The organism is Streptomyces sp. R818 (genome assembly GCF_056172735.1).
In genome coordinates this window covers 538,918-562,456 of record NZ_JAOCNE010000003.1, presented here as the reverse complement: position 1 = coordinate 562,456, position 23,539 = coordinate 538,918, and the positions used below count along the sequence as shown (strand labels likewise).

Genomic DNA, 23,539 nt, shown 5'->3' with positions numbered 1-23,539 from the left:
GTGGCGACACAGGTCGCGTCCGCCGAACGCGGCGCGACCCGGATCGCCGACCGGGTCGTCGCGAAGATCGCCGCGTACGCGGCACGAGAGGCGCTGGACACCGTCCCGGCCGACGGATCGCCGCCGCACGCCACGGTCGCGGTGCACCACGGCACCGCCCGGGTCCGCATCAGCCTGGAACTGGGCTACCCCGCGGACATCGGCGGCCAGTGCGGCGCCGTCCGCCGTCACGTCGCCCATCGAGTGAAGACGCTGGCGGGCATGGAGGTACCGGAGGTGGCTGTGCAGGTCGAACGGCTGCATCCGGAGGGCAAGGGCAGTGACCGCGGGAGGATCCGGTGAGCGAACCCACCCAGCGGCTGCCCGTCGCCGAGCGCGCCGGGGACGACCCCGGCGAGCGGCCGGAGGCCACGGAGGAACGGCCGGCGGAGCGCGGCAAGAAGACCGGCCGCTGGTGGTCGGCCCGCCGCGTCCCGTCGGCCCTCGCCGCCCTCGTGCTCCTCGGCTCCCTCGGCATCCTGCTCTACGACATCGCGTCCGTACGGGCCGGGCGTCCGGGCATGGAGTGGCGCCGCACCCTCGCCCGTGAGCTGGCCGAACGCCCGCTGGACGACACCCCCGTCCTGATCGGCGCGGGCGTCGCCGCCGCGCTCGGGCTCTGGCTGCTCCTGCTCGCGCTCACTCCGGGCCTGCGCCGGGTGCTGCCGATGCGCCGCGTCCACCCCGGCGTACGGGCGGGGCTGCACCGGGACGCCGCCGCGATGGTGCTGCGCGACCGGGCCATGGAAGTGCCGGGCGTGCAGTCCGTCAAGGTCCGCGTCAAGCGCGCCAAGGCGAAGGTGCGGGCCGTCTCGCACTTCCGCGAACTCGACGACGTACGGGGCGACCTGGGCTCCACGCTGGGCGACAGCGTCCGGGGCCTCGGGCTCAGCCGCGACCCGCGCCTGTCCGTGCGCGTGGCGCGCCCCGGCAAGAAGGGATGACGGCGTGCTGAGAACAGTGAACCGGATCGTGCTCGCGCTGCTCGGCATCGTCCTGGTCATCGTCGGCGGCTCGGTGCTCGCCGTCGGCCTCGGTGTGAAGCCGCCGTCCTGGTGGATCCACGACGGGCGCAAGGACGTGCTGCTCAGCACCGCCGACCGCGACCGCTGGCGCGACGAGGGCTGGTGGTGGCCGGTGGTGATCGCCGCGCTCGCCGTCCTGCTGCTGCTCGCGCTGTGGTGGCTGGTGGCGCAGTTGCGGCGGCACCGGCTCTCCGAGGTGTTCGTCGACACCGGGGACGGCGAGGGCGCGCGGCTGCGCGGACGCGCCCTGGAGGGTGTCCTCGTCGACGGGGCCGAGTCGCTCGACGGCGTGGAGCAGGCGGGCGCCGTCCTCACCGGCCGCCGCTCCTCGCCGCGGGCCCGCGCCACCCTCACCCTGGCGCCGCACGCCACACCCGGCGAGGCGCTGCGGCAGCTCGGCGACGACACGCTCGCGCAGGCCAAGCGGTCGGCGGGGCTCGACTCGCTCCCGGCGGAGGTCCGGCTACGGGCGGTCAAGCACCGGGCGGAGCGCGTCAGTTAGAGGTGCACAGCGAAGGCGCGGGGCGACGACCGGTCGCCCCGCGCCTTCGCGCACGTACACGATGCGCACCTACAAGATCAGAACCCGTGCCTGGCCCCGCCGTCCACCGGCAGCATGACGCCCGTCAGGTACGAGGCGGCCGGTGACAGGAAGAACGCGGCGGCCTTGCCGAACTCGGCCGGGGTGCCGTAGCGGCGCAGCGGGATGCGCGACTCGTTGGCCACCCGCGTCGCCTGCGGGTCGGCCGACATGCCGTCCAGCTCGCGCACCCGGTCGGTGTCGATACGGGCCGGGAGCAGGCCGACGACGCGGATGCCGCGCGGGCCCAGCTCGTCGGAGAGGGACTTGGCGAACCCGGCGAGCCCGGGCCGCAGGCCGTTGGAGATGGTCAGGCCCGGGATCGGCTCGTGCACGGAGCCGGAGAGGACGAAGCCGATGACGCCGCCCTCGCCCAGCTCGGCCGCCGCGCCGCGCGCGAGCCGCACCGCGCCGAGGAACACCGACTCGAACGCGGACTGCCACTGCTCGTCCGTGTTGTCCGCGACGAAGCCGGGCGTGGGCCCGCCGACGCTGACGAGGATGCCGTCGAAGGAGCCGAAGTGCTCCCGCGCGGCGGCGATCACCCGTTCGGCGACGTGCGGATCGGCGTTGTCGACGGCGATACCGACCGCGTTCGGGCCGAGGTCGGCCGCCGCGTCCTTTGCCTTCCGCTCGTCGCGCCCGGTGACGACGACCTTCGCGCCGTCGGCGACGAGCTCCCGGGCGGCGGCGTTGCCGAGGCCACGGGTGGCGCCGGTGACTACGTAGACACGGTCCTTCAGTCCAAGATCCATGGCCCCTATCCTGCCTCTCCGGCGTCGCCGGTGCCGAATAGGGTCAGCGCGGTGGTCACCAGACCGATGTGGCTGAACGCCTGCGGGAAGTTGCCGAGCTGGTGGCCCGCCACCGCGTCGTACTCCTCGGCGAGCAGGCCCACGTCGTTGCGGAGCGCGCACAGCCGCTCGAACAGCTCGACCGCCTCCTTCGTGCGGCCCGTCATGTGCAGCGCGTCCGCGAGCCAGAACGAGCAGACGAGGAAGGCGCCCTCGTCGCCCGGCAGGCCGTCGACGGCGGTGCGGTCGGTGCTGTAGCGGCGGACGAAGCCGTCCTTGGCCAGTTCCGTGCGGACCGCGTCGACGGTGCCGATCACGCGCGGGTCGTCCGCGGGCAGGAACCCGACGCGGGGGATCAGCAGGGTCGCCGCGTCCAGCTCCGTCGAGCCGTAGGACTGGGTGAAGGTGCCCCGCTCGGCGTCGTAGCCGCGTTCGCACACCTCCGCGTGGATGGTGTCCCGCAGGGTGCGCAGCCGGTCGAGGTCGCCGGGCAGGCTCGGGTCGTCCTCCATGGCGCGCACCGTGCGGTCGACGGCGACCCAGGTCATGACCTTGGAGTGGACGAAGTGGCGGCGCGGCCCGCGCACCTCCCACAGCCCCTCGTCGGGCTCGCGCCACGCTTCCTGGAGGAAGTCGAGCAGCGCCAGTTGCAGCCGCCACACGTGCGGCTTGTCCCGGAGCCCGTACCGCCGTGCGAGGTCGAGCGAGTCGACGACCTCCCCGTACACGTCGAGCTGCAACTGCTGCACGGCGTCGTTCCCTGTGCGTACGGGGCGTGAGGCGCGGAACCCGTCCAGCCAGGTCAGCTCCTCCTCGGGCAGCCGCCGCTCGCCCGCGAGCCCGTACATGATCTGCAGCTTGGCGGGGTCACCGGCGGCGGCGCGGACGAGCCAGTCGCGCCACGCCTCGGCCTCGTCGAGGTAGCCGGCCCTGACGAGCGCGTTCAGGGTCATGGTGGAGTCGCGCAGCCAGCAGTAGCGGTAGTCCCAGTTCCGTACGCCGCCGATCTCCTCGGGGAGCGAGGTGGTGGGGGCCGCGACCATGCCGCCGGTCGGCGCGTACGTCAGCGCCTTCAGGGTGAGCAGGGAGCGGAGCACGGCCTCGCGGTGCGGTCCGTCGTAGCGGCACCGGTCCGCCCACGCCTGCCAGTCCTTGAGGCTGTGCCGCAGCGCCTTGTGCGGGTCGATCAGCTTGGGGCGGTGGTGGTGCGAAGGGTGCCAGGTCAGCACGAAGGCGACCGTCTCGCCCTCCTCGACGGTGAACTCGGAGTGGGTGCCGAACTCCTCGCCCCAGGTGTGCACCTCGGGCTCGCTGCGCAGCCAGGCCGCGTCCGGTCCGGCGACGGCCACCCGGTGCCCGTCGCAGCGCCGCACCCAGGGCACGACGTTGCCGTAGTCGAACCGGAGCCGCAGGGTGCCGCGGACGGTGACACGGCCGCTCAGACCCTCGACGATCCGGACGAGATCCGGCGCCTTGTCGCGCTGCGGCATGAAGTCGGTGATCCGGATGTGGCCCTCGTCCGTCTCCCACTCGGTGTCCAGGACGAGGGTGCCGGGCCGGTAGGAGCGGCGCGTGCAGTCGCCGGCGCCCTTCGGGGCCAGGCGCCAGTGGCCGTTCTCCTCGTCGCCGAGGAGCGCGGCGAAGCAGGCGGGGGAGTCGAAGCGGGGCAGACAGAGCCAGTCGACGGAGCCGTCCTTGCCGACGAGGGCCGCGGTCTGTTCGTCGCCGATGAGGGCGTAGTCCTCGATAAGTGGGTGCACGCGGTCCGCGTTCCCGGCGCCCCGGTCCGGCAATCCAGGACGCGACCGGGGGAGTGATCGGACCCGGAGCGGCTCAGACCGCCGCGGGCGTCGTCTCCTGCGTCTCCTGCCCGGACTCCGCCTTCTTGCGGCGGTCGCGCAGCTCGCGGCGGAGCAGCACCACCCAGCCGACCGGCACGGCCGCGGCGAACAGCCACCACTGGTAGGCGTACGCGAAGTTCAGCGCGGCGTCCTCCTGACCGGGCTTGCCGATCAGCTCGGGAGTGTCGCCCTTGGGCTCGGGGGCGGTCTGCGCGAGGTAGCCGCCGAGCACCTCGGCATGCAGCCGCTCGGCCTGCTCCGCGCTGTTGACCAGCATGATCTGCCGGTCGGGCAGCCCCTTGAGGTCCTTGATGCCGCTGGCCTCGGTCGTCTCGTCGGGCATCAGACGGCCGGTGACGGTGATCTCGCCGCGCGGCGGGGCGGGGATCTTCGGGAAGGCGGTCTGGCTCGTCCGGTCCCCCGGGATCCAGCCGCGGTTGACCAGCACGATCTTGCCGTCGGTCAGCTTGAACGGGGTGAGGACGTGGTAGCCGACCTCGTCGTCGGAGTTGACGCGGCGGCGCACGACGACCTCGTCGTCGGTGTCGAAGCGGCCCTTCGCCGTCACCGCGTGGTACCGCTCGGCGCTGGTGACGGTGTGGCCGGGCGAGGTCAGGCTCTGCACGGGCACGGGGTCGGCCGCCAGCGCGTCCGTGACCAGCTGGTTCCGGTGGGCACGCTCGTCGTGGCGGTGCATCTGCCAGATGCCCAGCCGGATCATCGTGGGGATGAGGACGAGGGCGACCAGGGTGAGGATCACCCACTGCCGGGTCAACAGGAAGCGGTACACCCCATGACGGTACCGCTCGGTCATGGGGTGATTTGGCCCGGGGTGCACCTGATGGGGCGGGGCCCCTCGCCGGCGCGGAACGGGTCAGACGTTGTCGACGATGCCCACCATCCCCTCCGCGCGGGAGCAGTGCGCCCCGCAGAACCAGTGCCCGTCGACCTCGACGCCCTGCCCGATGATGCGGCACCGGCAGTGCTCGCAGATCGGCGCCATGCGGTGGATGGCGCAGGAGAAGCAGTCGAAGACGTGCACCGCCCCCTGGGCGTGCACCTCGAAGGTCATGCCGTAGTCGTTTCCGCATACTTCACAACGTGCCATGCGCCACAGGGTGGGCCGCGCGGTGGCGCCGGGCGAGTGGTTGCCGGGCGAGTCGCCCCGCAATCACCCGTCTGTCGCGTCCGCGGGCTCCACCGACTGCAGCAGCTGGCCGAAAGCGGCCTCGTCCATGACCGGCGTCCCGTACTGCTTCGCCTTCACGGCCTTCGAGGTGTACGAGTCCGGGTCATTGGTCACCAGGAGACTCGTCAGCCGCGACAGGCTCGTCGCCACATGGAGCCCCGCCTCGACCGCCCGGTCCTCAAGGAGTTCCCGGTCGACCGAGGTGTCCCCGGAGAACGCCACTCTCATGCCCTGCTTGAGCGGTTTGCCCGGTTCGTACCGGCCGGGGTTCGGATACGGGCACGCGGGCCGCTTCCGGGACGGACGCCAACTGCCCGCGCCGCCGCCCCGGTACGGCGAGCCGTACGAGGCGCTCGACTGGCGCGGCACCGCGGGCTCCGACCACTCCGTGAGCGGACGGCACTCCAACAGCGGCAGCCGTACGTTCCCCGCCGCCGCCGCGCGCAGGCTCGGCAGGAACGCCTCCGCGAGCACGCGCGCGTCGTCGAGCGCATGGTGGGCGCGCTCCTGGACGACCGAAGTGGCGGCGAGCGACTCAGTTGTGGTGGGCAGCGGCAGGCCAGCTCCTTGGAGCGCGATGGTGCACGCCGCTGGCGCCGGGGCGGTCGCTTCGCGCGCGGTACTCGCGGGCGATCTCGACCAGTCGAAGCGCGTTGTGCGCGACCAGACGCGGCGTCAGGCCGCGCGACTCTCGGCGATCTCCGGAACAGCGGGGGCCCGACAGCCGTCGCTCGTCAACGGGATCACACGGGCCCGATCGCGCTCGGGTTGACCAGCGTGTCCAGTGTCCTCGACCGTGCCCGCGCGTCGAGCGGTAGACGCGGCGAGATTATCGTCGTCCCTGGACAGGCCGGTGTCCGACTCGACGAGCGTATCCTTCGGGTACGCGGTCGGCCGTCGGCGCCGAAGTGCGGGCGGCTCGAGCATGGTTGAGGAACGGCCGGCGACCTGAAGCGCGCAGGCGCACGGCCGCTGCGGCCGGGGCGCGTCGCTCCCCCAGTGCAGGTACTTCACCGGCGCGCTCACGACAGGTCGGAAGACCGCCGGGTCCGACCGGACGCGGCCGCCAGGCGAGCGCCTGATCCTGTTCCGGGAACGCGCGGGCGCCCCACAAGTCCCTTCGCCCGCCGTGGAACGGGGGACGCTCCCGGTTCCGCTCGACCAGGACGTGTCCGCGACCGAATGCCCCGCGCGCGACGCCTGCGGCGGCCGGACCCGGCGCCCGGAAGGCCGGGGTCTGACGTGACGCCGCGTACCCTCGGGCACCAGGGGCCTGTTGTACGGGCGGAACATGCGCTCGGGCGCGCTCGTGGCCATGGCCCTGAGGGATGGGCCCGCGCTGACGGCGGCAGCCGCCCGGCCCGGGCGCCGCGGGTGCGGGGTCGCACCGCGCGGCCGGATCTCGCCGAGGTCGGCGACCGTCCGCTCCACCAGCGCGTCGAGCAGCGACTCGCGGTTGCCGACGTGCCAGTAGATCGATGTGACCGCCGTGCCCAGCTCGGCCGCGAGCTTGCGCATGGTCAGCGCGTCCGGGCCGTGCTGCTTGACCAGGTCCGCGGCGACGGTGAGCACCTCGTCGCGGGTGAGGGGTGAGCGGGCCATGGAGCGCCCCCTTCGCGTCCGTGCGCCTGGTGGCCGGCGCACGTCTCTTTACCCTTCATCGCCGCCGGTGTAACTGTGTTACACAACCGGCGGCCCCAGGGCCGGCAGGTGCTCGATGCGCCACCCGGACGACCCCCGCACGTCACGGACGAAGGGCGGTACGACATGGCACGCGTACGGTACGGAGCGCGCACCGAGGCGGAGATCGCCGCCGCGCGCGCGGCGAGCAGCAGGCTCCCCGACATCTGGTCCACCGGCGTGGTCGCCGTGTGGGAGTCCGACCCGGACACGGTGGCGGCGGTGCTCCCGCCCCCGCTGAAGCCCGCAGCGCGGCCGCTCGTGCGGGTCACCATCAGCAAGGTCGAGCTGCCGGGCTACCCGCTTGGCGCGGGGTCCGTCGCGGTCGCCGCCGAGCACGCCGGGGTCGCGGGCTGGTATCCGCTCGTCATGCCGATGACGCACGAGCGGGCCCTGACCGGCGGCCGCGAGGTGTTCGGCGAGCCGAAGAAGCTCGGCGACGTCACCGTGGAGCGCGACGGCCTCGTGGTGCGGGCCGCCCTCGCCCGGCACGGCATCGCGTTCGTGGAGGTGCGCGGCGCGGTCAGCGGGACCCTGCCGGTGCCCGAGCCGACACAGAAGACCGACTTCTACTTCAAGTTCCTGCCCGCGGTGGACGGTTCGGGGTTCGACGCCGACCCCGTCCTCGTGCACTGCGTACGCAACGAGAAGGTCAGGAAGCTGGAGCGGATCACCGGCGACGTGGTCCTGCGCGAGTCCATGTACGACCCGGTCGCCGACCTCCCGGTACGCACCCTGGTGGAGATCACCGTCGGCGAGAAGACCACCGACCAGAAGGGCAGGGTCGTCGAACGCGTCGACGGCCAGGCCCTCCTGCAGTACATCCACCAGCGCTACGACGACCCCCAGCAGATCCTCGACGGGCCGCCCGAGGGAAGCGTCTGATGCGCCTGGAGGCGGGGCAGGTCGCCGTCGTCACGGGCGCGGCGAGCGGCATAGGGCTCGCCATGGCGCGGCGGTTCGCGGCTGACGGCCTGAGGGTCGTCCTCGCCGATGTCGAGAAGCGCGCCCTGGAGAGCGCCGCCGAGGGGTTGCGGGCGGACGGGGCGACGGTGCACGCGCGCGTGGTCGACGTCGGCGAACGCGAAGAGGTCATGGCGCTCGCCGAGGACACGTACGCGACGTTCGGCCACTGCCATGTGCTGTGCAACAACGCGGGCGTCGGCTCGGGCGCCGAGGGCCGCATGTGGGAGCACGAACCCAACGACTGGAAATGGGCGTTCGCCGTCAACGTGTGGGGCGTCTTCCACGGCATCCAGGCGTTCGTGCCGCGCATGATCGAGTCCGGCGAGCCGGGCCACGTCGTCAACACGTCCTCCGGGGACGGCGGGATCGCGCCGCTGCCGACCGCGTCCGTGTACGCCGTCACGAAGGCGGCCGTCGTGACCATGACCGAGTCGCTGTACGCGCATCTGAAGGCGGAGCACGCGCGCGTGGGCGCGTCGGTGCTCTTCCCGGGACCCCACATGCTCCGCACGGGCCTGTGGGAGTCGCACCGCAACCGGCCCGGCCGGTACGCCAAGGAGCGCCCCCGCAGGACGCCCTACCGCAGCCTCGACCAGTGGGAGGCGGCGATGAAGGAGGCGGGGAAGGAGGTCGCGTTCACGCCGGTCGAGGAGGTGGCGGACCTCGTCGCCGAGGGCATCGCGGCGGACCGGTTCTGGCTGCTCCCCGCGAGCGAGCACAGCGACCGGCAGATCAGGGCCAGGGCGCGGTCGATGCTGGACCGGGCGGACCCGGCGTACCTGGAGAGCTTCATTCTCGACTGACCCGACCGAGGGGTGACTTCCGATGACGGCTCAGCGGAACGACGACCCGTACCTGATCATTTCCTCCGACTGCCACGCCGGACTCCCCACCGAGGAGTACCGGCCCTACCTGGACAGCAGTTTCCACCGCGCCTTCGACGACTTCCTCGGCGAGCGGGACGCCCGCCGCGAGGAGGCGACCCGGCTCGGCATCCGCAACGACGCCTTCGCGGCGAAGTGGTTCGCCGACAACGAGGAGGGCCTGCGCGGCGGCTGGGACGCGGCCCAGCGCCTCAAGGAACTGGACGGCGACGGGGTCGCCGCCGAGGTCGTCTTCCCCGACGCGGACGCCGTGGACAGCCGGACGGCGGCGCCCTTCGGCGTCGGGCTCGGCCTCTCCGGCGACCAGGACCCCGACCTCGGCATGGCGGGCGCGCAGGCCCACAACCGCTGGCTCGCCGACTTCGTCGGGCAGCACCCGGAGCGCCACTGCGGCGTCGCGCTCCTGCCCATCACGGCAGAGCCGGACAAGGTCGTCGCCGAGGTGCACCGCGCCAAGGAGTCCGGTCTCGGCGCGCTGATGATCCCGTCCATGTGGGTCGACAAGGACCCCTACCACGCGAGCCGTTACGACCCCGTGTGGGCGGCGGCGGCCGAGTGCGGGATGCCGGTCGTGACCCACTCGGGGGCGGCCCCGCGCCACGAGTACGGCGACCACCTCGGCATCTACGTCAGCGAGGTCACCTGGTGGCCCGCGCGCCCGCTCTGGTTCCTGCTGTGGTCCGGCGTCTTCGAACGCCACCCGGGGCTCAGGTTCGGCGTCGCCGAGTCCGGCTGCTGGTGGCTGCCGAACCTGCTCTGGTTCATGGACCGCCTCTACCTGGGCGCCCACGGCGGCAAGAAGCTCTCCCCGTTCGCCGAGCTGAAACGGCCTCCGCACGAGTACCTGGACCGGCAGGTCTTCATCTGCGCCACCAACACCAAACGCCGCGAACTGGCCCAGCGCTACGAGATCGGCGTCGACAACATCCTCTGGGGCAGCGACTTCCCGCACCCCGAGGGCACCTGGCCCGACACGCGCGCGTGGCTGCGCAGAACGTTCCACGACATCCCCGTCGCCGAGACCCGCCGGATGCTCGGCCTCGCCGCCGCCGAGGTCTTCGGCTTCGACACCGCCGCGCTCGCCCCGCTCGCGGCCCGGATCGGCCCGACCCCGGCCGACCTCGGCCAGGACACCGACCGACGCGCCGTGGAGGCGTCCTGGGCGCGCTCGCGCGAGGTGGGCAGGCACTGGCTGACCGACCACGATTTCCCGACCCTGGGGGTGACCCCGTGAACGCCGACCCCATGGCAGCGTCCGACGACCGGTACACGGTGATCTCCGCCGACTGCCACGCCGGCGCCGACCTCCTCGACTACAGGCCGTACCTGGCCCGCGCCCACCACGACGACTTCGACGCCTGGGCCGCGACCTACGTGAACCCCTACGAGGACCTGCTCGCCGACACCGCCGACCGCAACTGGAACTCCGCGCGCCGCGTCGAGGAGCTGGAGCGGGACGGCATCGTCGCCGAGGTCGTCTTCCCCAACACCATCCCGCCGTTCTTCCCGTCGGCCTCGCTCATGGCACCGGCGCCCACGCGCGCGGAGTTCGTCCAGCGCTGGGCGGGCCTGCGCGCCCACAACCGGTGGCTCGCGGACTTCTGCGCCGCCGCGCCGGGCCGCAGGGCGGGCGTCTTCCAGATCCTCCTCAACGACGTGGACGAGGCGGTGAAGGAGATCCGCTGGGCGGCCGAAGCGGGCCTGAAAGGCGGCCTGTTGCTGCCCGGCACGCCCCCGGGCTCGGGCCTCCCCGAGCTCTACTCGGCCACGTACGACCCCATCTGGAGGGTCTGCGCCGAACTCGGTGTCCCGGTCAACCACCACGCGGGCTCGGCCTCCCCGCCGCTCGGGGACGAACCGGCCGCCCGCGCCGTCTTCATGGTCGAGACGACGTGGTTCTCGCACCGCGCCCTGTGGCACCTGGTGTTCGGCGGGGCCTTCCGCAAGCACCCCGATCTCAAGCTGGTCCTCACCGAGCAGGGCTCCGGGTGGATCCCCGGCGTGCTCGACATGCTGGACTACTACCACGGCCGCCTCGTCGCGGCGGCGTCGAAGGCGAGCAGGACGAGCACGGCGAGCACGGCGGAGTCCAAGTTCGGCGCGGGCCTCGCCGACTCGATGGGCAAGGGACCCTCCACCGTCTGGCGCGAGAACTGCTACGTCGGCGCCAGCTTCATGCGCCCCCATGAGGTCCCGCTGCGCGACCGCATCGGCCTCGACAAGATCATGTGGGGCAGCGACTACCCGCACGACGAAGGCACGTACCCCTACAGCCGCGAAGGACTGCGCATCGCCTACGCGGGCCTGCCGCGCGAGGAGGTCGCCGCGATGATCGGCGGCAACACCGCCCGCGTCTACGGCTTCGACCTCGCCCTCCTCGACCCGATCGCCGCGCGCGTGGGACCGACGGTCGCGGAGATCGCGGAGCCGCTGAAGGAGGTGCCGGAGGACGCGACGAGCCCGGTGTTCGCGACGGGGGGTTCGGTCCGGGTGTGGTGAACCGCGGGTGCCGGACTTCAACAGGGCCAAGGGGTACCGCCGGTAATACTTGTCGGTAACAACCCCTAGCCGGGGCCCGGCACCCGCCCGTACGGTGCACGCATGTCGTCGCCGAACCTGCCCGATGTCGTGCTGTGGTCGATACCCGCCTTCGTGCTGCTCACGATCGTCGAGATCGTGAGCGTGCGGATCCATCCCGACGAGGACACCGCCGGATACGAGACCAAGGACGCGGCCACCAGCATCACCATGGGCCTGGGGAGCCTGGTCTTCGACTTCCTGTGGAAGATCCCGATCGTCGCGATCTACGCGGCGGTCTACGAACTGACACCGCTGCGCGTGCCCGTCCTGTGGTGGACGGTCCCGCTGATGCTCCTCGGGCAGGACTTCTTCTACTACTGGTCGCACCGCGGGCACCACGTCATCCGCATCCTGTGGGCGTGCCACGTCGTGCACCACTCCAGCCGCAAGTTCAACCTGTCGACCGCGCTGCGCCAGCCCTGGACGAGCCTCACCGTGTGGCCGTTCTACCTGCCGCTCATCGCGTGCGGTGTGCACCCGGCGGCGCTCGCGTTCTGCTCGTCGGCCAACCTCGTCTACCAGTTCTGGATCCACACCGAGCGCATCGGCAAGCTGTGGCGGCCCTTCGAGTTCGTCTTCAACACGCCCTCCCACCACCGCGTCCACCACGCCTCGCAAGGCGGCTACCTGGACCGCAACTTCGGCGGCATCCTCATCGTCTGGGACCGCCTCTTCGGCTCGTGGGTCGCGGAGGAGGAGCGGCCGGTGTTCGGGCTGACCAAGAACATCGACACGTACAACCCGCTGCGCGTCGCCACCCACGAGTACGCGGCGATCGCCAGGGACCTGAGGGCGGCGACCAGCTGGCGCGAGCGCGCCGGACGGGTCTTCCGCGGGCCCGGCTGGCAGCCCGCGCCGGTGAACGCGCCGAGCCCGGTCCAGAAGGTGCCCGAGGGCGCCGCGTGACCCTGCCGCGGGCCCTGCGCACCGCCTTCCTCGTCGTCTGCGCCGTCGACCTCGGCGCGCTCCTCGCCGGATCCGACGCGGCGCACACCGTCGCCAAACCGCTTCTCATGCCCCTGCTCGTGGCGTACGTCGTCGCGTCCGGCGGGCCCCGGCTGCTGTGCGCCGCGCTGCTGTGCGGCTGGGGCGGCGACGTGCTGCTCCTGTTCGACCAGGACGCCGCGTTCCTCGCCGGGATGGGCTGCTTCGCCGCCGGGCACGTCTGCTACCTCGTGCTCTTCAGGCGGTACGGGGCTCCACGCGCGCGGGGCGGCCTGCTCGCCGCCCTCTACGGTGTCGCGCTCGTCGCCATGGTCGCCGCGCTCTGGCCCGGCCTGCCCGCGGACATGCGCGGGCCCGTCGCCGCGTACAGCGTGCTGCTCACCGCGATGGCGTACGGCGCCTCGCGGCTCGGGCCGGTCGCGGCGGCGGGCGGCGCGCTCTTCCTGCTCTCCGACTCGCTGATCGCCATGGGCGTCGCGGACTGGCCGCGCCTGCCGCCGGCCGACTTCTGGGTGATGGCCACCTATGCGGCCGCGCAGTACCTGCTGGTGAGGGGGGTGCTCGGCGAGCGCGCCGAGCATGCGGGGGCGTACCGTGAAAAGAGTGCCGAGACCCGGCGCACCCCGCTTTGACCTGCACAAAGGAAACACCTCATGCGCGCCACCACCATCCACGCCCCGTTCGACATGCGGGTGGAGGACGTCCCGGACCCCGTCGTGAAGCTGCCCACCGACGCCGTCGTGCGCGTGCTGCGCGCCTGCATCTGCGGCAGCGACCTGTGGGCCTACCGGGGCGAGGCGGCGCGGCAGCCGGGGCAGCGGATCGGGCACGAGTTCCTCGGGGTCGTGGAGGAGACCGGCTCGGAGGTGTCCACGGTCCGCCGCGGTGACCTCGTCGTCGCGCCCTTCATGTGGTCGGACGGTGTGTGCGACTTCTGCCGCGAGGGCCTGACCACGTCGTGCGAGCACGGCGGCTTCTGGGGCGCGGTCGGCTACGACGGCGGCCAGGGCGAGGCCGTGCGCGTCCCGTTCGCCGACGGCACCCTGGTCGGCCTGCCCGCCGACGCGGCCTCCGACGACCGGCTCCTCGCCGCCCTGCTCACGCTCTCCGACGTGATGGGCACGGGCCACCACGCGGCCGTCGGCGCGGGCGTCCGCGCGGGCGGCACCGTCGCCGTCGTCGGGGACGGCGCGGTCGGCCTGTGCGGCGTGCTCGCGGCCAAGCGGCTCGGCGCCGAGCGGATCATCGCGCTCGGCCGCCACGAGGCACGGACGGACATCGCGCGCCGCTTCGGCGCCACCGACGTCGTCGCCGAACGCGGCGAGGCCGCCGTCGAGGCGGTCCGTGAGCTGACCGGTGGCCGCGGCGCGCACTCCGTGATCGAGGCCGTCGGCACCGAGCAGTCGATGCGGACGGCCGTGGACATCACCCGCCCCGGCGGCGCCATCGGCTACGTCGGCGTCCCGCACGGCAGCTCCACCGGCCTCGACCTCGGTGTCATGTTCGGCCGGAACATCGCCCTGCGCGGCGGCGTCGCCCCCGTCCGCGCCTACATCCCCGAGCTGCTGCCCGACGTCCTGGACGGCACGATCGACCCCTCACCGGTCTTCGACATGACGGTCGACGTCGAAGGCGTGCCCGGCGGCTACAAGGCGATGGACGAGCGCACCGCCCTCAAGGTCATGGTCACCAACTAGCGCCGACACGAGAGGGCGGGGAGGGGCCGCACGGCCCCTCCCCGCCCTGTCGTACAGCAGGCCCTGCTCGGTCCTACTTGGTCACGGCGTCCAGCGCGTCCGCCGTCCCCGCTCCGTAGAAGCTGTTCTTGTGCTTGCCGCCCTCGCACACCGCGTCGACCGTGCCGTCGCCGTCGATGTCGTACGGGTTGGTGCACGCCGTCGCGTCGGCCTGCCGGTAGAGCAGCGCCTTCACCTGGGCCGCCGACGCCTTCAGGTGCGTCGACTTGATCAGGGCCGCGACGCCCGCGACGTGCGGCGACGCCATCGACGTACCGGCCTTGTAGCCGTACTTGCCGCCCGGCAGCGTCGACAGGATCAGGCCGCTGGTCGCCGGGGGAGCGGGCGTCTGGTAGCCGGTGCTGTCGCCGCCGGGCGCCGCGATGTCGACGACGTTCCTGCCCCAGTTCGAGTAGGACGCCTTGATCCCCTTGGCGCCGGTCGCCGAGACGGTGACGACGCCGGGCAGCTGCGACGGGATGTCGATGCAGTCCTTCGTCCTCACCGTGCGCGGTACGGGCGTCGAGTCGTCCGGCGAGGAGTCGTCGACGATCTCGTCCTGCGCGAGGTCGGTCGAGGCGTTCCCGGCCGCGGCGACGTTCACCGCGCCCTTGCGCTCCGCGTATCGCGAGGCCCGCTCGACCGCCGTGACGAGCGCCTTCTGGTCGGCGTCCGTCTTGCAGTTGAACAGCCACGGGTCCGTGTAGTAGCTGGAGTTGGTGACGTCGACGCCGTGGTCGGCCGCCCACACGAAGCCGCAGACGACGGCCTCCGTGTAGTACATGCCGGTCGCCGGCTCGGCCACCTTCAGGCTCGCCACCTTCACGCCCGGCGCGACACCGGTGACGCCGACGCCGTTCTTCGCGGCGGCGATGGTGCCCGCCACGTGCATGCCGTGGTCGGACTCGCCGGCGACCGGACGCCACGCGTTGTCCTTCTGCACGGGCACGCCGCCCAGGCAGCTCGCCGACGCCTGCCGGTCGAAGTTCGGCGCGATGTCCGGGTGGGTGTCGTCCACGCCCGAGTCGAGGACGCCGACGGTCACCTTCGGGCTGCCGAGCGACTTCTCGTGGGCGCGGTCCGCCTTCATGGCGGGCAGGTCCCACTGCAGCGGCTCCAGCGGGTCCTGCGCCGAAGTGGCCTCTCCGGCCGCCTTCTTCGCCTCGGCGGCGGTCAGGACCTGCTCGGTGGCGAGGTCGTCGCTGGACTGCGCGGCCAGCGGCGCGGTGCGCGTGGCCCCGGCCGACTGGACGCCCTTCACGGTACGGATCGTCTTCGCGAAGTCCGGGTTCTTCGAGTGGACGACGAGGACGCCGATCTTGTCGTAGGCGATGACGACGCTGCCGCCCGCCTTGTTCACCGCCCGCTCGGCGCGGACCGCGTTCCCGTGCCCCGCCTTGACGTTGACGACATAGCTGAGTTCGGGGCCGTCCGCCGTGACGGTCGCCTCAGCGGCGCCCGCGTTCGGCACGACCGCGAGGGCGGACGCCATGGCGAGCCCCGCGGGGACCGCGAGGGTGCGGACGAGACGCCTGCTCAGGCGCGGACCGCTCACTTCTTCACCGCCTTGAGCGCGTCGACGATGCCATAGCCGTAGAAGCCGTTGCGCTGCTTGCCGCCCTCGCAGACCGCGTCGACGACACCGTCGCCGTCACCGTCGTACGACGCCGGGCAGACCTCCTCGTCGGCCTGGGCCTTCATCAGCGCCTGGAGCTGCGCGGGGGACGCCTTCGGGTGCGTCGACTTCAGGAGCGCGGCGACACCGGCGGCGTGCGGCGACGCCATCGACGTGCCCTGCAGCCAGCCGTACTCGCCGCCGGGCAGCGTGGAGAGGATGCGGCCGTTCTTCGACGGGGTGTCCGCCGGGATCTGGTACTTGTCGCCGCCGGGGGCCGCGATGTCGATGACGCCGTTGCCGTACGAGGAGTAGTACGCCTTGGCCTTGGTGATGCCCGTCGAGCTGACCGTGACGACACCCGGGAGCTGCGTCGGGATGTCGAGGCAGGTGTGCGGGTCGATCGTGCGGGGCACCGGCGTCGAGTCGTCCGGGCTGGAGTCGTCCAGGATCGCGTCGGCGTCCAGGTCGTGGTTGGAGTTGCCCGCCGAGGCGAAGCTCAGGGTGCCCTTCTTGGTGGCGTAGAGCTGGGCCCGGTTCACCGCGTCGACGATGGCCCGCTGGTCGGGGTCGCCGAGGCAGTTGTAGAGCCACGGGTCGACGTAGTAGCTGTTGTTGGTGACCTCGATGCCGTGGTCGGCGGCGAACACGAAGGCGCAGACGACGCTCTCCGGGTAGAACAGCTCGCTGACCGGGTCGGCCACCTTGATGCCCGCGACCTTCACGCCGGGCGCGACGCCCGCGACGCCGATCCCGTTGCGCGCGGCGGCGATCTCACCGGCGACGTGGGTGCCGTGGTAGTGGTCCGGGGTGGCGGGGCGCCAGGCGCCCGGCGACGTGTCCGCCTTGCCGCCGACACAGCTCGCCGACTGGGACGCGGAGAAGTTCGCGGCCAGGTCGGGGTGGGTGTCGTCCACGCCGGTGTCGATGACGCCGACGGTGACCTTGCGGCTGCCCGGGTTGATCTGCGCGGCCTTGTCGGCGCCGATCGCCCGCAGGTCCCACTGGTCGGCCTCAAGGGGCTCCTGCGCGGCGGCGGCCTTGCCTGCCAGCGCCTTGGCCTCGGCCTTCGAGAGCTTCTGGACGGCGCCCTCGTCGGTGGTGCCGGCCGGGGTGAGCGGTGCCGTGCGGGTCGCGCCCGCCGTAGCCACACCCTTGGCCCTGCGTATCTGCTTGCCGAAGTCGGGGTTCGAGGAGTGGACGACGAAGACGCCTATCTTCCCGTACGTCTCGACTATGGAGCCGCCTGCCGCGCGGATCGCCTTGCCGACGGAGGCGAGGGTGCGGCCGTCGGTGGCGCGCGTGTTCACCACGTACGCGAGCGACGCCGCCTCGTCCGCCGAAGCGACCGACGCCGTCGGGGCGTCGGCGGGCGCGGCGGACGCGGACGGCATGAAGCCGAAAGAGGCCGTCAGCGCGATGCCGATCGGCAGGGCGAGAGCGAGGCGGCGGCGTCTGGCGGGCAGATGAGCCATGGGGTCTCCACATCATCCGGGCGTATTCGGCGAATACGGAAAGCCCGAACACAAGTGGTGCTCGGGCAGGTACATGACGCGTGTTGCGGTGCGAACGTATCCCGGTCGGCGCAGGTCAGCAACGGCTTCCGAAAGAAAGCAACGGAGTTGAACCGCCGCGCCCGCGCCTCCGTGCCGTTGGGCAGGGGGCACTGGCCGAAACCGGCCCCCTGTTGGATCACGCCGGAGAGCCCTACCATCGCGACCCGGCTGACGTGATCCACGTCACCCTAGGTATTCGCATCACGAGGAGACTCCGTGGCCACCGACGCACCACCACCCCAGAAGGGCGGCCCCGACACCGGCGGTCCGGTCCTGCCCTCGACCGAGGAGTTCGTCGCGGCGCAGGAGAGCGCGGAGTTCGGCGAACTGCGCAAGGCGCACCGCTCGTTCGCCTTCCCGCTCACCATCGCGTTCGTCGCCTGGTACCTGGTCTACGTCCTGCTCTCCAACTACGCGGGCGACTTCATGGGCACCAAGCTGTTCGGCAACATCAACGTCGCCTTCGTGCTCGGCCTCGCCCAGTTCCTCACCACGTTCCTCATCGCCTGGTGGTACTCCCGGTACTCCGCCGCGAAGCTCGACCCGAAGGCCGAAGCCATCAAGTCCCGTATGGAGGGCGGCGCATGAGCCCCGCAGTGCACGTACTCGCCGCCGCCGAGGCCAGTGAGCACCGGCCGCTGATCATCACCCTGTTCGCCGTGTTCGTCGCCGCGACCCTCGTCATCACCGTATGGGCGGGGCGGCAGACCAAGAGCGCCTCCGACTTCTACGCGGGCGGGCGCCAGTTCACCGCCTTCCAGAACGGGCTCGCCGTCTCCGGCGACTACATGTCCGCCGCGTCCTTCCTCGGCATCGCCGGAGCCATCGCCCTCTTCGGCTACGACGGCTTCCTGTACTCCATCGGCTTCCTGGTCGCCTGGCTCGTCGCGCTCCTCCTGGTCGCCGAACCGCTGCGCAACTCCGGGCGCTACACGATGGGCGACGTCCTCGCCTACCGGATGCGCCAGCGCCCGGTCCGCACGGCGGCGGGCACCTCGACCATCGTCGTCTCGATCTTCTACCTGCTCGCGCAGATGGCGGGCGCCGGCGTCCTCGTCTCGCTGCTGCTCGGCATCACCTCGGACGCGGGCAAGATCGGCATCGTCGCCCTGGTCGGCGTCCTGATGATCGTCTACGTGACCATCGGCGGCATGAAGGGCACCACCTGGGTGCAGATGGTCAAGGCCGTGCTCCTCATCGCGGGCACGATCCTGCTGACCTTCCTCGTCATGCTGAAGTTCGACTTCAACATCTCGGACCTGCTCGGCACCGCCGCCGAGAACAGCGGCAAGGGCTCGCCGTTCCTGGAGCCGGGCCTCAAGTACGGCGCCACCGCCACCTCCAAGCTCGACTTCCTCTCGCTCGGCATCGCCCTCGTGCTCGGCACCGCCGGACTGCCGCACATCCTGATCCGCTTCTACACGGTGCCGACCGCCAAGGCCGCCCGGAAGTCGGTCAACTGGGCCATCGGCATCATCGGCGCCTTCTACCTCATGACGATCGCCCTCGGCTTCGGCGCGGCGGCCCTCATCAAGCCGGACGAGATCATCGCCTCCAACCCGGCGGGCAACACGGCGGCACCCCTGCTCGCACTCCATCTGGGCGGCGTCGACTCCAGCTGGGGCGCGATCCTGCTCGCGTCGATCTCCGCCGTCGCGTTCGCCACGATCCTGGCGGTGGTCGCGGGCCTCACCCTGGCCTCGTCCTCCTCCTTCGCGCACGACATCTACGCGAACGTCATCAAGAAGGGCAAGGCCGACGAGAAGCAGGAGATGCGGGCCGCGCGCTGGGCCACCGTCTTCATCGGCATCATCTCCATCGCCCTCGGCGCGCTCGCCCGCGACCTCAACGTGGCGGGCCTGGTCGCCCTCGCGTTCGCCGTCGCCGCGTCCGCGAACCTGCCGACGATCCTCTACAGCCTCTTCTGGAAGCGGTTCAACACCAGCGGGGCGCTCTGGTCGATCTACGGCGGCCTCTTCACCGCCGTCTTCCTCGTCCTCTTCTCCCCGGTCGTCTCCGGCAACGAGAAGACGTCCATGTTCAAGGGCGTCGACTTCCACTGGTTCCCCCTGGAGAACCCCGGCATCATCTCGATCCCGGTCGGCTTCGCCCTCGGCATCATCGGCACCTACCTCGGCAAGGAGAAGGCCGACAAGGGCAAGTACGCCGAACTGGAGGTCCGTTCCCTCACCGGCACCGGCGCCCACTGAACCGTCCCCGTCCGTGCCCGGGTCCCGCCGCGAACCGTCGCGGCCGGTCGTAGAGAGCTACGACGGGACCCGGGCACGCTCGTGGGATCACCGTCCTGCCTCTGTCGGACCCGTCACGTAGGCTCGTTCGGTACAAGGCAGGACCACGTACCAGGGAGGGGGCCCACGTGCTCATCGACACCTACGGCCGAACCGCCACCGACCTGCGGGTCTCGCTGACGGACCGGTGCAATCTGCGGTGCACGTACTGCATGCCCGAAGAGGGCCTGCAATGGCTGGCCAAGCCGGACCTGCTCACGGACGACGAGATCGTCCGCCTGATCCGCATCGCCACCGGCCGGCTCGGCATCACCGAGGTCCGCTTCACCGGCGGCGAGCCGCTCCTGCGCCCCGGGCTCGTCGGCATCGTCGAGCGGGTCGCCGCGCTGCCCAACCGCCCCAGGATGTCCCTGACGACGAACGGGATCGGGCTCAAGCGCACCGCGAAAGCCCTGAAGGAAGCCGGTCTCGACCGGGTCAACGTCTCGCTTGACACGCTGCGCCCCGACGTCTTCAAGACCCTCACCCGCCGCGACCGCCACAAGGACGTCATCGAGGGCCTGGCCGCCGCCCACGAGGCGGGCCTCACCCCCGTGAAGATCAACTCGGTCCTGATGCCGGGGCTCAACGAGGACGAGGCCCCCGACCTCCTCGCCTGGGCCGTCGAGCACAGCTACGAGCTGCGCTTCATCGAGCAGATGCCGCTCGACGCCCAGCACGGCTGGAAGCGCGACGGCATGATCACCGCGGGCGACATCCTCGCCTCGCTGCGGACGCGCTTCGAGCTGACCGCCGAAGGCTCCGAGGAGCGGGGCTCCGCACCGGCCGAGCGCTGGGTCGTCGACGGCGGCCCGCACCGCGTCGGCGTCATCGCCTCGGTGACCCGCCCGTTCTGCTCCGCCTGCGACCGCACCCGGCTCACCGCCGACGGCCAGGTCCGTACGTGCCTGTTCGCCACGGAGGAGACGGACCTGCGCGCGGCACTCAGGGCGGAGGGCCCGGAGAGTTCCGAGAGCGCCGACGAGAACATCGCCCGCATATGGAGGCTGGCGATGTGGGGCAAGAAGGCGGGCTCGGGCCTCGACGACCCGTCGTTCCTCCAGCCCGACCGCCCGATGTCGGCGATCGGCGGCTGACGGCCCGGCTTGTCAGGGCCGCCGCGTCACTCCCCGGGCGCGTCCCACTCCTTCAGGCTCACCACATCCTTGAGGAAGCCGCGCACACCGAGGAACTGGGCGAGGTGCTCCCGGTGCTCCTCGCAGGCGAGCCACGTCTTGCGCCGCTCCGGCGTGTGCAGCTTCGGGTTGTTCCACGCGAGCACCCACACGGCGTCGGCGCGACAGCCCTTGGCCGAGCACTGCGGGGAAGCGGGGTCCGGACCCGACGAGTCGGACGGGCCGGACAGTCCGGAGAGGTTCGCGAGGTTCACGCCCCCAGCCTAAAGGCACCGGAAAACGGCCCGGAAATGGCGACGCCGAGCAGCCACGGGGGGAGCTGCCCGGCGTCGGTCCGTCGCTCCGACGGGGGATGCGGAGCGCGTACGCAGTATGTCACGCGGGACCCGTCGCCCGGCACCTGAACTACATGATTGATCTGAGCTTTTCTTGAGCTTCGGGTACGGGCGGTCCGGACCGGCTGTCGTGGACGGGCGTCCGCGCGTGCTCAGACGCGGTCCTCCGGACCCGGTTCCGCCGGGGCGACCGCGGGACCCGGCGCGATCATGGGCCGGGTCGCGGCGGGCACGAAGGTCGACGGCAGGCCCGGCGCGTTCTCCCGGCCCGCGTTGGCGATGACCACCGCGACATAGGGGAGCAGGGCTCCGAACACCAGCGTCACGATGGCGACCGGCCGTTCGACGTTCCACAGCACGGCCGTGAGGACCACCGACACCGTGCGGATCACCATCGAGATGACGTACCGGCGCTGCCGGCCGCGCACGTCCTCCGCGAGCCCCTGCCGGGCCCCGGTGATGCGGAAAACCTGTGCTCCGCCGTTACCGCTGCGCTTCCGCATCACACTCCACCACCCGACCGTTTCGCCGGACTCTCCCCGGACCGGACTGCCTCCACGGTACGCCCGGGGTGCGCCCGCTACGAGACCGGGGGCGCCCGGAGCCGGGCGTGTGGCCTGCGCCGTACCGCGTACGGCCCCGCCCGACATGCGCCGTACGGGGTACGGACAGAGACTGATGTGACGGTGCGCACGCGCGTATGCGCACGCCGCATGAGGAGGCGACGGCATGAACTGGTTGTGGGCAATCATCGTGGGTCTCGTGCTCGGTCTGATCGCGAAGGCGATCCTGCCGGGCAAGCAGCAGATCCCGCTGTGGCTGACGGTGATCTTCGGCATCCTCGGCAGCGTCCTGGGCAACTGGGCGGCCACGGGCCTCGGGGTCAACGACACCAAGGGCATCGACTGGATCCGCCACCTGCTGCAGCTGATCGGCGCGGTGATCGTCGTCGGTGTCGGTGACGCGGCCTGGTCGGCGATCCGCGGCAACCGCAGGCGGGCCTGACCGCACGCGGAAGGGGCCGGACCCGCACGACGCGGATCCGGCCCCTCGATGCACTACGTACTAGGCCGTGACCTCGACCGCGGCCAGGTTCTTCTTGCCGCGCCGCAGCACCAGCCAGCGCCCGTGCAGCAGCTCGTCGGCGCCCGGGACGTGGTCCTCGGCGGCGACCTTGACGTTGTTCACGTACGCGCCGCCCTCCTTCACGGTCCGGCGCGCGGCCGACTTGCTCGCGACGAGACCGACCTCGGCGAACAGGTCGACGACCGGGCCCACCTCGGTGACCTGCACCTTCGGCAGCTCGGAGAGCGCGGCGGCGAGCGTCGCCTCGTCGAGGTCCGCCAGATTGCCGTCGCCCTGCCCGAACAGCGCCTTCGACGCGGAGATCACGGCCGCCGTCTGGTCGGCGCCGTGCACCAGCGTCGTCAGCTCCTCGGCGAGCGCCCGCTGCGCGGCGCGCGCCTGCGGCCGCTCCTGCGTCTGCTGCTCAAGCTCCGCCAGCTCCTCCCGCGACCTGAACGACAGGATGCGCAGGTACGTCGAGACGTCCCGGTCGTCCACGTTCAGCCAGAACTGGTAGAAGGCGTACGGGGTCGTCATCTCGGGGTCGAGCCAGATGGCGCCGCCCTCGGTCTTGCCGAACTTGGTGCCGTCCGCCTTCACCATCAGCGGCGTCGCGATGCAGTGCGCCGACGCCTCCGGCTCCAGGCGGTGGATCAGGTCAAGACCCGCCGTGAGGTTGCCCCACTGGTCGGAGCCGCCGAGCTGCAGCGTGCAGTCGTGGCGCCGGTACAGCTCCAGGAAGTCCATGCCCTGGAGCAGCTGGTAGCTGAACTCCGTGTAGCTGATGCCCTCCTGCGACTCCAGACGCCGGGCGACCGAGTCCTTGGTCAGCATCTTGTTGACGCGGAAGTGCTTGCCGATGTCCCGGAGGAACTCGATGGCCGACATGCCGGCCGTCCAGTCCAGGTTGTTCACCATGACCGCCGCGTTCTCGCCCTCGAAGGACAGGAACGGCTCGATCTGCGAGCGCAGCCGGAACACCCAGTTCGCGACCGTCTCCGGGTCGTTCAGCGTGCGCTCCGCCGTCGGGCGCGGGTCGCCGATCTGGCCCGTCGCGCCGCCGACCAGGGCCAGCGGGCGCAGGCCCGCCTGCTGGAGGCGGCGCATGGTCAGGACCTGCACCAGGTGCCCGACGTGCAGCGAGGCCGCGGTCGGGTCGAACCCGATATAGAACGTGACAGGACCGTCCGCGAGAGCCTTGCGCAAAGCGTCCTCGTCGGTGGACTGGGCGAAGAGCCCGCGCCACTTCAGCTCGTCGACGATGTCCGTCACGGTTCTGTGTCTC

The 23,539-nt window shown here is 71.7% G+C and carries 25 protein-coding genes; 14 read left to right on the top strand and 11 right to left on the bottom strand.

Going from position 1 to position 23,539, the window contains the following annotated elements; translation table 11 throughout:
• Genes N5I75_RS07650 through amaP form a run of 3 tightly spaced genes read left to right on the top strand, consistent with a single transcriptional unit; the run spans position 1 to position 1,566 of the window.
• A complete protein-coding gene (locus N5I75_RS07650; RefSeq protein ID WP_476675624.1) occupies positions 1-342 on the top strand; it encodes an Asp23/Gls24 family envelope stress response protein in 342 nt (113 codons plus the stop codon).
• Positions 339-983, top strand: a complete 645-nt coding sequence (locus N5I75_RS07645; RefSeq protein ID WP_476675622.1) for a DUF6286 domain-containing protein — start codon at positions 339-341, stop codon at positions 981-983. The genes N5I75_RS07650 and N5I75_RS07645 overlap by 4 nt, the downstream gene beginning before the upstream one ends.
• 4 nt (positions 984-987) lie before the next feature.
• Positions 988-1,566 (top strand): alkaline shock response membrane anchor protein AmaP, encoded by a 579-nt coding sequence (gene amaP / locus N5I75_RS07640; protein WP_476675620.1) that lies wholly within the window; start codon positions 988-990, stop codon positions 1,564-1,566.
• Positions 1,567-1,643: 77 nt separating this feature from the next.
• On the opposite strand, the gene N5I75_RS07635 is transcribed toward amaP, so the two are convergent.
• From N5I75_RS07635 to N5I75_RS07610, 6 genes are all read right to left on the bottom strand, one after another.
• Positions 1,644-2,399, bottom strand: coding sequence for an SDR family oxidoreductase (locus N5I75_RS07635; RefSeq protein WP_476675618.1), 756 nt, complete (start codon positions 2,397-2,399; stop codon positions 1,644-1,646).
• 5 nt (positions 2,400-2,404) lie between these two features.
• Positions 2,405-4,198 (bottom strand): glycoside hydrolase family 15 protein, encoded by a 1,794-nt coding sequence (locus tag N5I75_RS07630; protein WP_476675616.1) that lies wholly within the window; start codon positions 4,196-4,198, stop codon positions 2,405-2,407.
• A gap of 73 nt (positions 4,199-4,271) precedes the next feature.
• Positions 4,272-5,069 (bottom strand): SURF1 family cytochrome oxidase biogenesis protein, encoded by a 798-nt coding sequence (locus tag N5I75_RS07625; protein ID WP_476676955.1) that lies wholly within the window; start codon positions 5,067-5,069, stop codon positions 4,272-4,274.
• 84 nt (positions 5,070-5,153) lie between these two features.
• Positions 5,154-5,387: a hypothetical protein gene (locus N5I75_RS07620; protein WP_476675614.1), complete on the bottom strand. Its 234-nt coding sequence runs from the start codon at positions 5,385-5,387 to the stop codon at positions 5,154-5,156.
• Positions 5,388-5,450: 63 nt separating this feature from the next.
• Entirely contained in the window at positions 5,451-5,942 is a 492-nt protein-coding gene (locus N5I75_RS07615) for a BRCT domain-containing protein (protein WP_476675612.1), read from the bottom strand.
• A 201-nt stretch (positions 5,943-6,143) separates the two neighbouring features.
• Entirely contained in the window at positions 6,144-7,070 is a 927-nt protein-coding gene (locus tag N5I75_RS07610; protein ID WP_476675610.1) for a TetR/AcrR family transcriptional regulator, read from the bottom strand.
• Positions 7,071-7,235: 165 nt separating this feature from the next.
• On the opposite strand from N5I75_RS07610, the gene N5I75_RS07605 reads away from it, so the two are divergent.
• The 7 genes from N5I75_RS07605 to N5I75_RS07575 all read left to right on the top strand — a co-directional run bounded on the left by N5I75_RS07605 (position 7,236) and on the right by N5I75_RS07575 (position 14,220).
• Positions 7,236-8,033, top strand: coding sequence for an acetoacetate decarboxylase family protein (locus N5I75_RS07605; RefSeq protein ID WP_476675608.1), 798 nt, complete (start codon positions 7,236-7,238; stop codon positions 8,031-8,033).
• Positions 8,033-8,917: an SDR family NAD(P)-dependent oxidoreductase gene (locus N5I75_RS07600; RefSeq protein WP_476675606.1), complete on the top strand. Its 885-nt coding sequence runs from the start codon at positions 8,033-8,035 to the stop codon at positions 8,915-8,917. The genes N5I75_RS07605 and N5I75_RS07600 overlap by 1 nt, the downstream gene beginning before the upstream one ends.
• Before the next feature lie 22 nt (positions 8,918-8,939).
• Positions 8,940-10,232, top strand: a complete 1,293-nt coding sequence (locus tag N5I75_RS07595) for an amidohydrolase family protein (RefSeq protein ID WP_476675604.1) — start codon at positions 8,940-8,942, stop codon at positions 10,230-10,232.
• 11 nt (positions 10,233-10,243) lie between these two features.
• On the top strand, positions 10,244-11,497 hold the full coding sequence (locus tag N5I75_RS07590) for an amidohydrolase family protein (RefSeq protein WP_476676954.1): 1,254 nt from the start codon (positions 10,244-10,246) through the stop codon (positions 11,495-11,497).
• A 102-nt stretch (positions 11,498-11,599) separates the two neighbouring features.
• Positions 11,600-12,484: a sterol desaturase family protein gene (locus tag N5I75_RS07585; RefSeq protein WP_476675602.1), complete on the top strand. Its 885-nt coding sequence runs from the start codon at positions 11,600-11,602 to the stop codon at positions 12,482-12,484.
• On the top strand, positions 12,481-13,155 hold the full coding sequence (locus N5I75_RS07580) for a lysoplasmalogenase (protein ID WP_476675600.1): 675 nt from the start codon (positions 12,481-12,483) through the stop codon (positions 13,153-13,155). Before N5I75_RS07585 ends, N5I75_RS07580 begins: the two co-directional genes overlap by 4 nt.
• 21 nt (positions 13,156-13,176) lie before the next feature.
• A complete protein-coding gene (locus N5I75_RS07575) occupies positions 13,177-14,220 on the top strand; it encodes a zinc-dependent alcohol dehydrogenase family protein (protein WP_476675598.1) in 1,044 nt (347 codons plus the stop codon).
• Between the two features lie 73 nt (positions 14,221-14,293).
• Here the strand turns inward: N5I75_RS07575 and N5I75_RS07570 are convergent, their stop codons facing one another.
• The gene (locus N5I75_RS07570; RefSeq protein WP_476676952.1) at positions 14,294-15,751 is read right to left on the bottom strand and encodes a S8 family serine peptidase; all 1,458 of its coding nucleotides are present in this window, start codon (positions 15,749-15,751) and stop codon (positions 14,294-14,296) included.
• Between the two features lie 59 nt (positions 15,752-15,810).
• A complete protein-coding gene (locus tag N5I75_RS07565) occupies positions 15,811-17,349 on the bottom strand; it encodes a S8 family serine peptidase (RefSeq protein ID WP_476675596.1) in 1,539 nt (512 codons plus the stop codon).
• A gap of 297 nt (positions 17,350-17,646) precedes the next feature.
• Between N5I75_RS07565 and N5I75_RS07560 the strand changes: the two genes are divergently transcribed.
• The 3 genes from N5I75_RS07560 to moaA all read left to right on the top strand — a co-directional run bounded on the left by N5I75_RS07560 (position 17,647) and on the right by moaA (position 20,815).
• Positions 17,647-18,018 carry a DUF485 domain-containing protein gene (locus N5I75_RS07560; RefSeq protein ID WP_476675594.1) on the top strand — a complete coding sequence of 124 codons (372 nt, stop codon included), beginning with the start codon at positions 17,647-17,649 and terminating at the stop codon, positions 18,016-18,018.
• The gene (locus N5I75_RS07555) at positions 18,015-19,640 is read left to right on the top strand and encodes a solute symporter family protein (RefSeq protein ID WP_476675592.1); all 1,626 of its coding nucleotides are present in this window, start codon (positions 18,015-18,017) and stop codon (positions 19,638-19,640) included. The genes N5I75_RS07560 and N5I75_RS07555 overlap by 4 nt, the downstream gene beginning before the upstream one ends.
• A gap of 167 nt (positions 19,641-19,807) precedes the next feature.
• The gene (gene moaA, locus N5I75_RS07550; RefSeq protein WP_476675590.1) at positions 19,808-20,815 is read left to right on the top strand and encodes a GTP 3',8-cyclase MoaA; all 1,008 of its coding nucleotides are present in this window, start codon (positions 19,808-19,810) and stop codon (positions 20,813-20,815) included.
• 26 nt (positions 20,816-20,841) lie between these two features.
• Here moaA and N5I75_RS07545 read toward each other — a convergent pair whose 3' ends face one another.
• Both N5I75_RS07545 and N5I75_RS07540 read right to left on the bottom strand, forming a co-directional pair.
• Complete coding sequence (locus tag N5I75_RS07545) at positions 20,842-21,108, bottom strand: hypothetical protein (RefSeq protein ID WP_476675588.1); 267 nt, start codon at positions 21,106-21,108, stop codon at positions 20,842-20,844.
• A gap of 233 nt (positions 21,109-21,341) precedes the next feature.
• Positions 21,342-21,692, bottom strand: a complete 351-nt coding sequence (locus N5I75_RS07540; RefSeq protein WP_476675587.1) for a DUF3099 domain-containing protein — start codon at positions 21,690-21,692, stop codon at positions 21,342-21,344.
• A 226-nt stretch (positions 21,693-21,918) separates the two neighbouring features.
• Here N5I75_RS07540 and N5I75_RS07535 point away from each other — a divergent pair, with 226 nt between their 5' ends.
• On the top strand, positions 21,919-22,194 hold the full coding sequence (locus N5I75_RS07535) for a GlsB/YeaQ/YmgE family stress response membrane protein (RefSeq protein ID WP_394435150.1): 276 nt from the start codon (positions 21,919-21,921) through the stop codon (positions 22,192-22,194).
• A gap of 60 nt (positions 22,195-22,254) precedes the next feature.
• On the opposite strand, the gene tyrS is transcribed toward N5I75_RS07535, so the two are convergent.
• The gene (tyrS, locus tag N5I75_RS07530) at positions 22,255-23,526 is read right to left on the bottom strand and encodes a tyrosine--tRNA ligase (protein ID WP_476675585.1); all 1,272 of its coding nucleotides are present in this window, start codon (positions 23,524-23,526) and stop codon (positions 22,255-22,257) included.
• Positions 23,527-23,539: the final 13 nt, after the last annotated feature.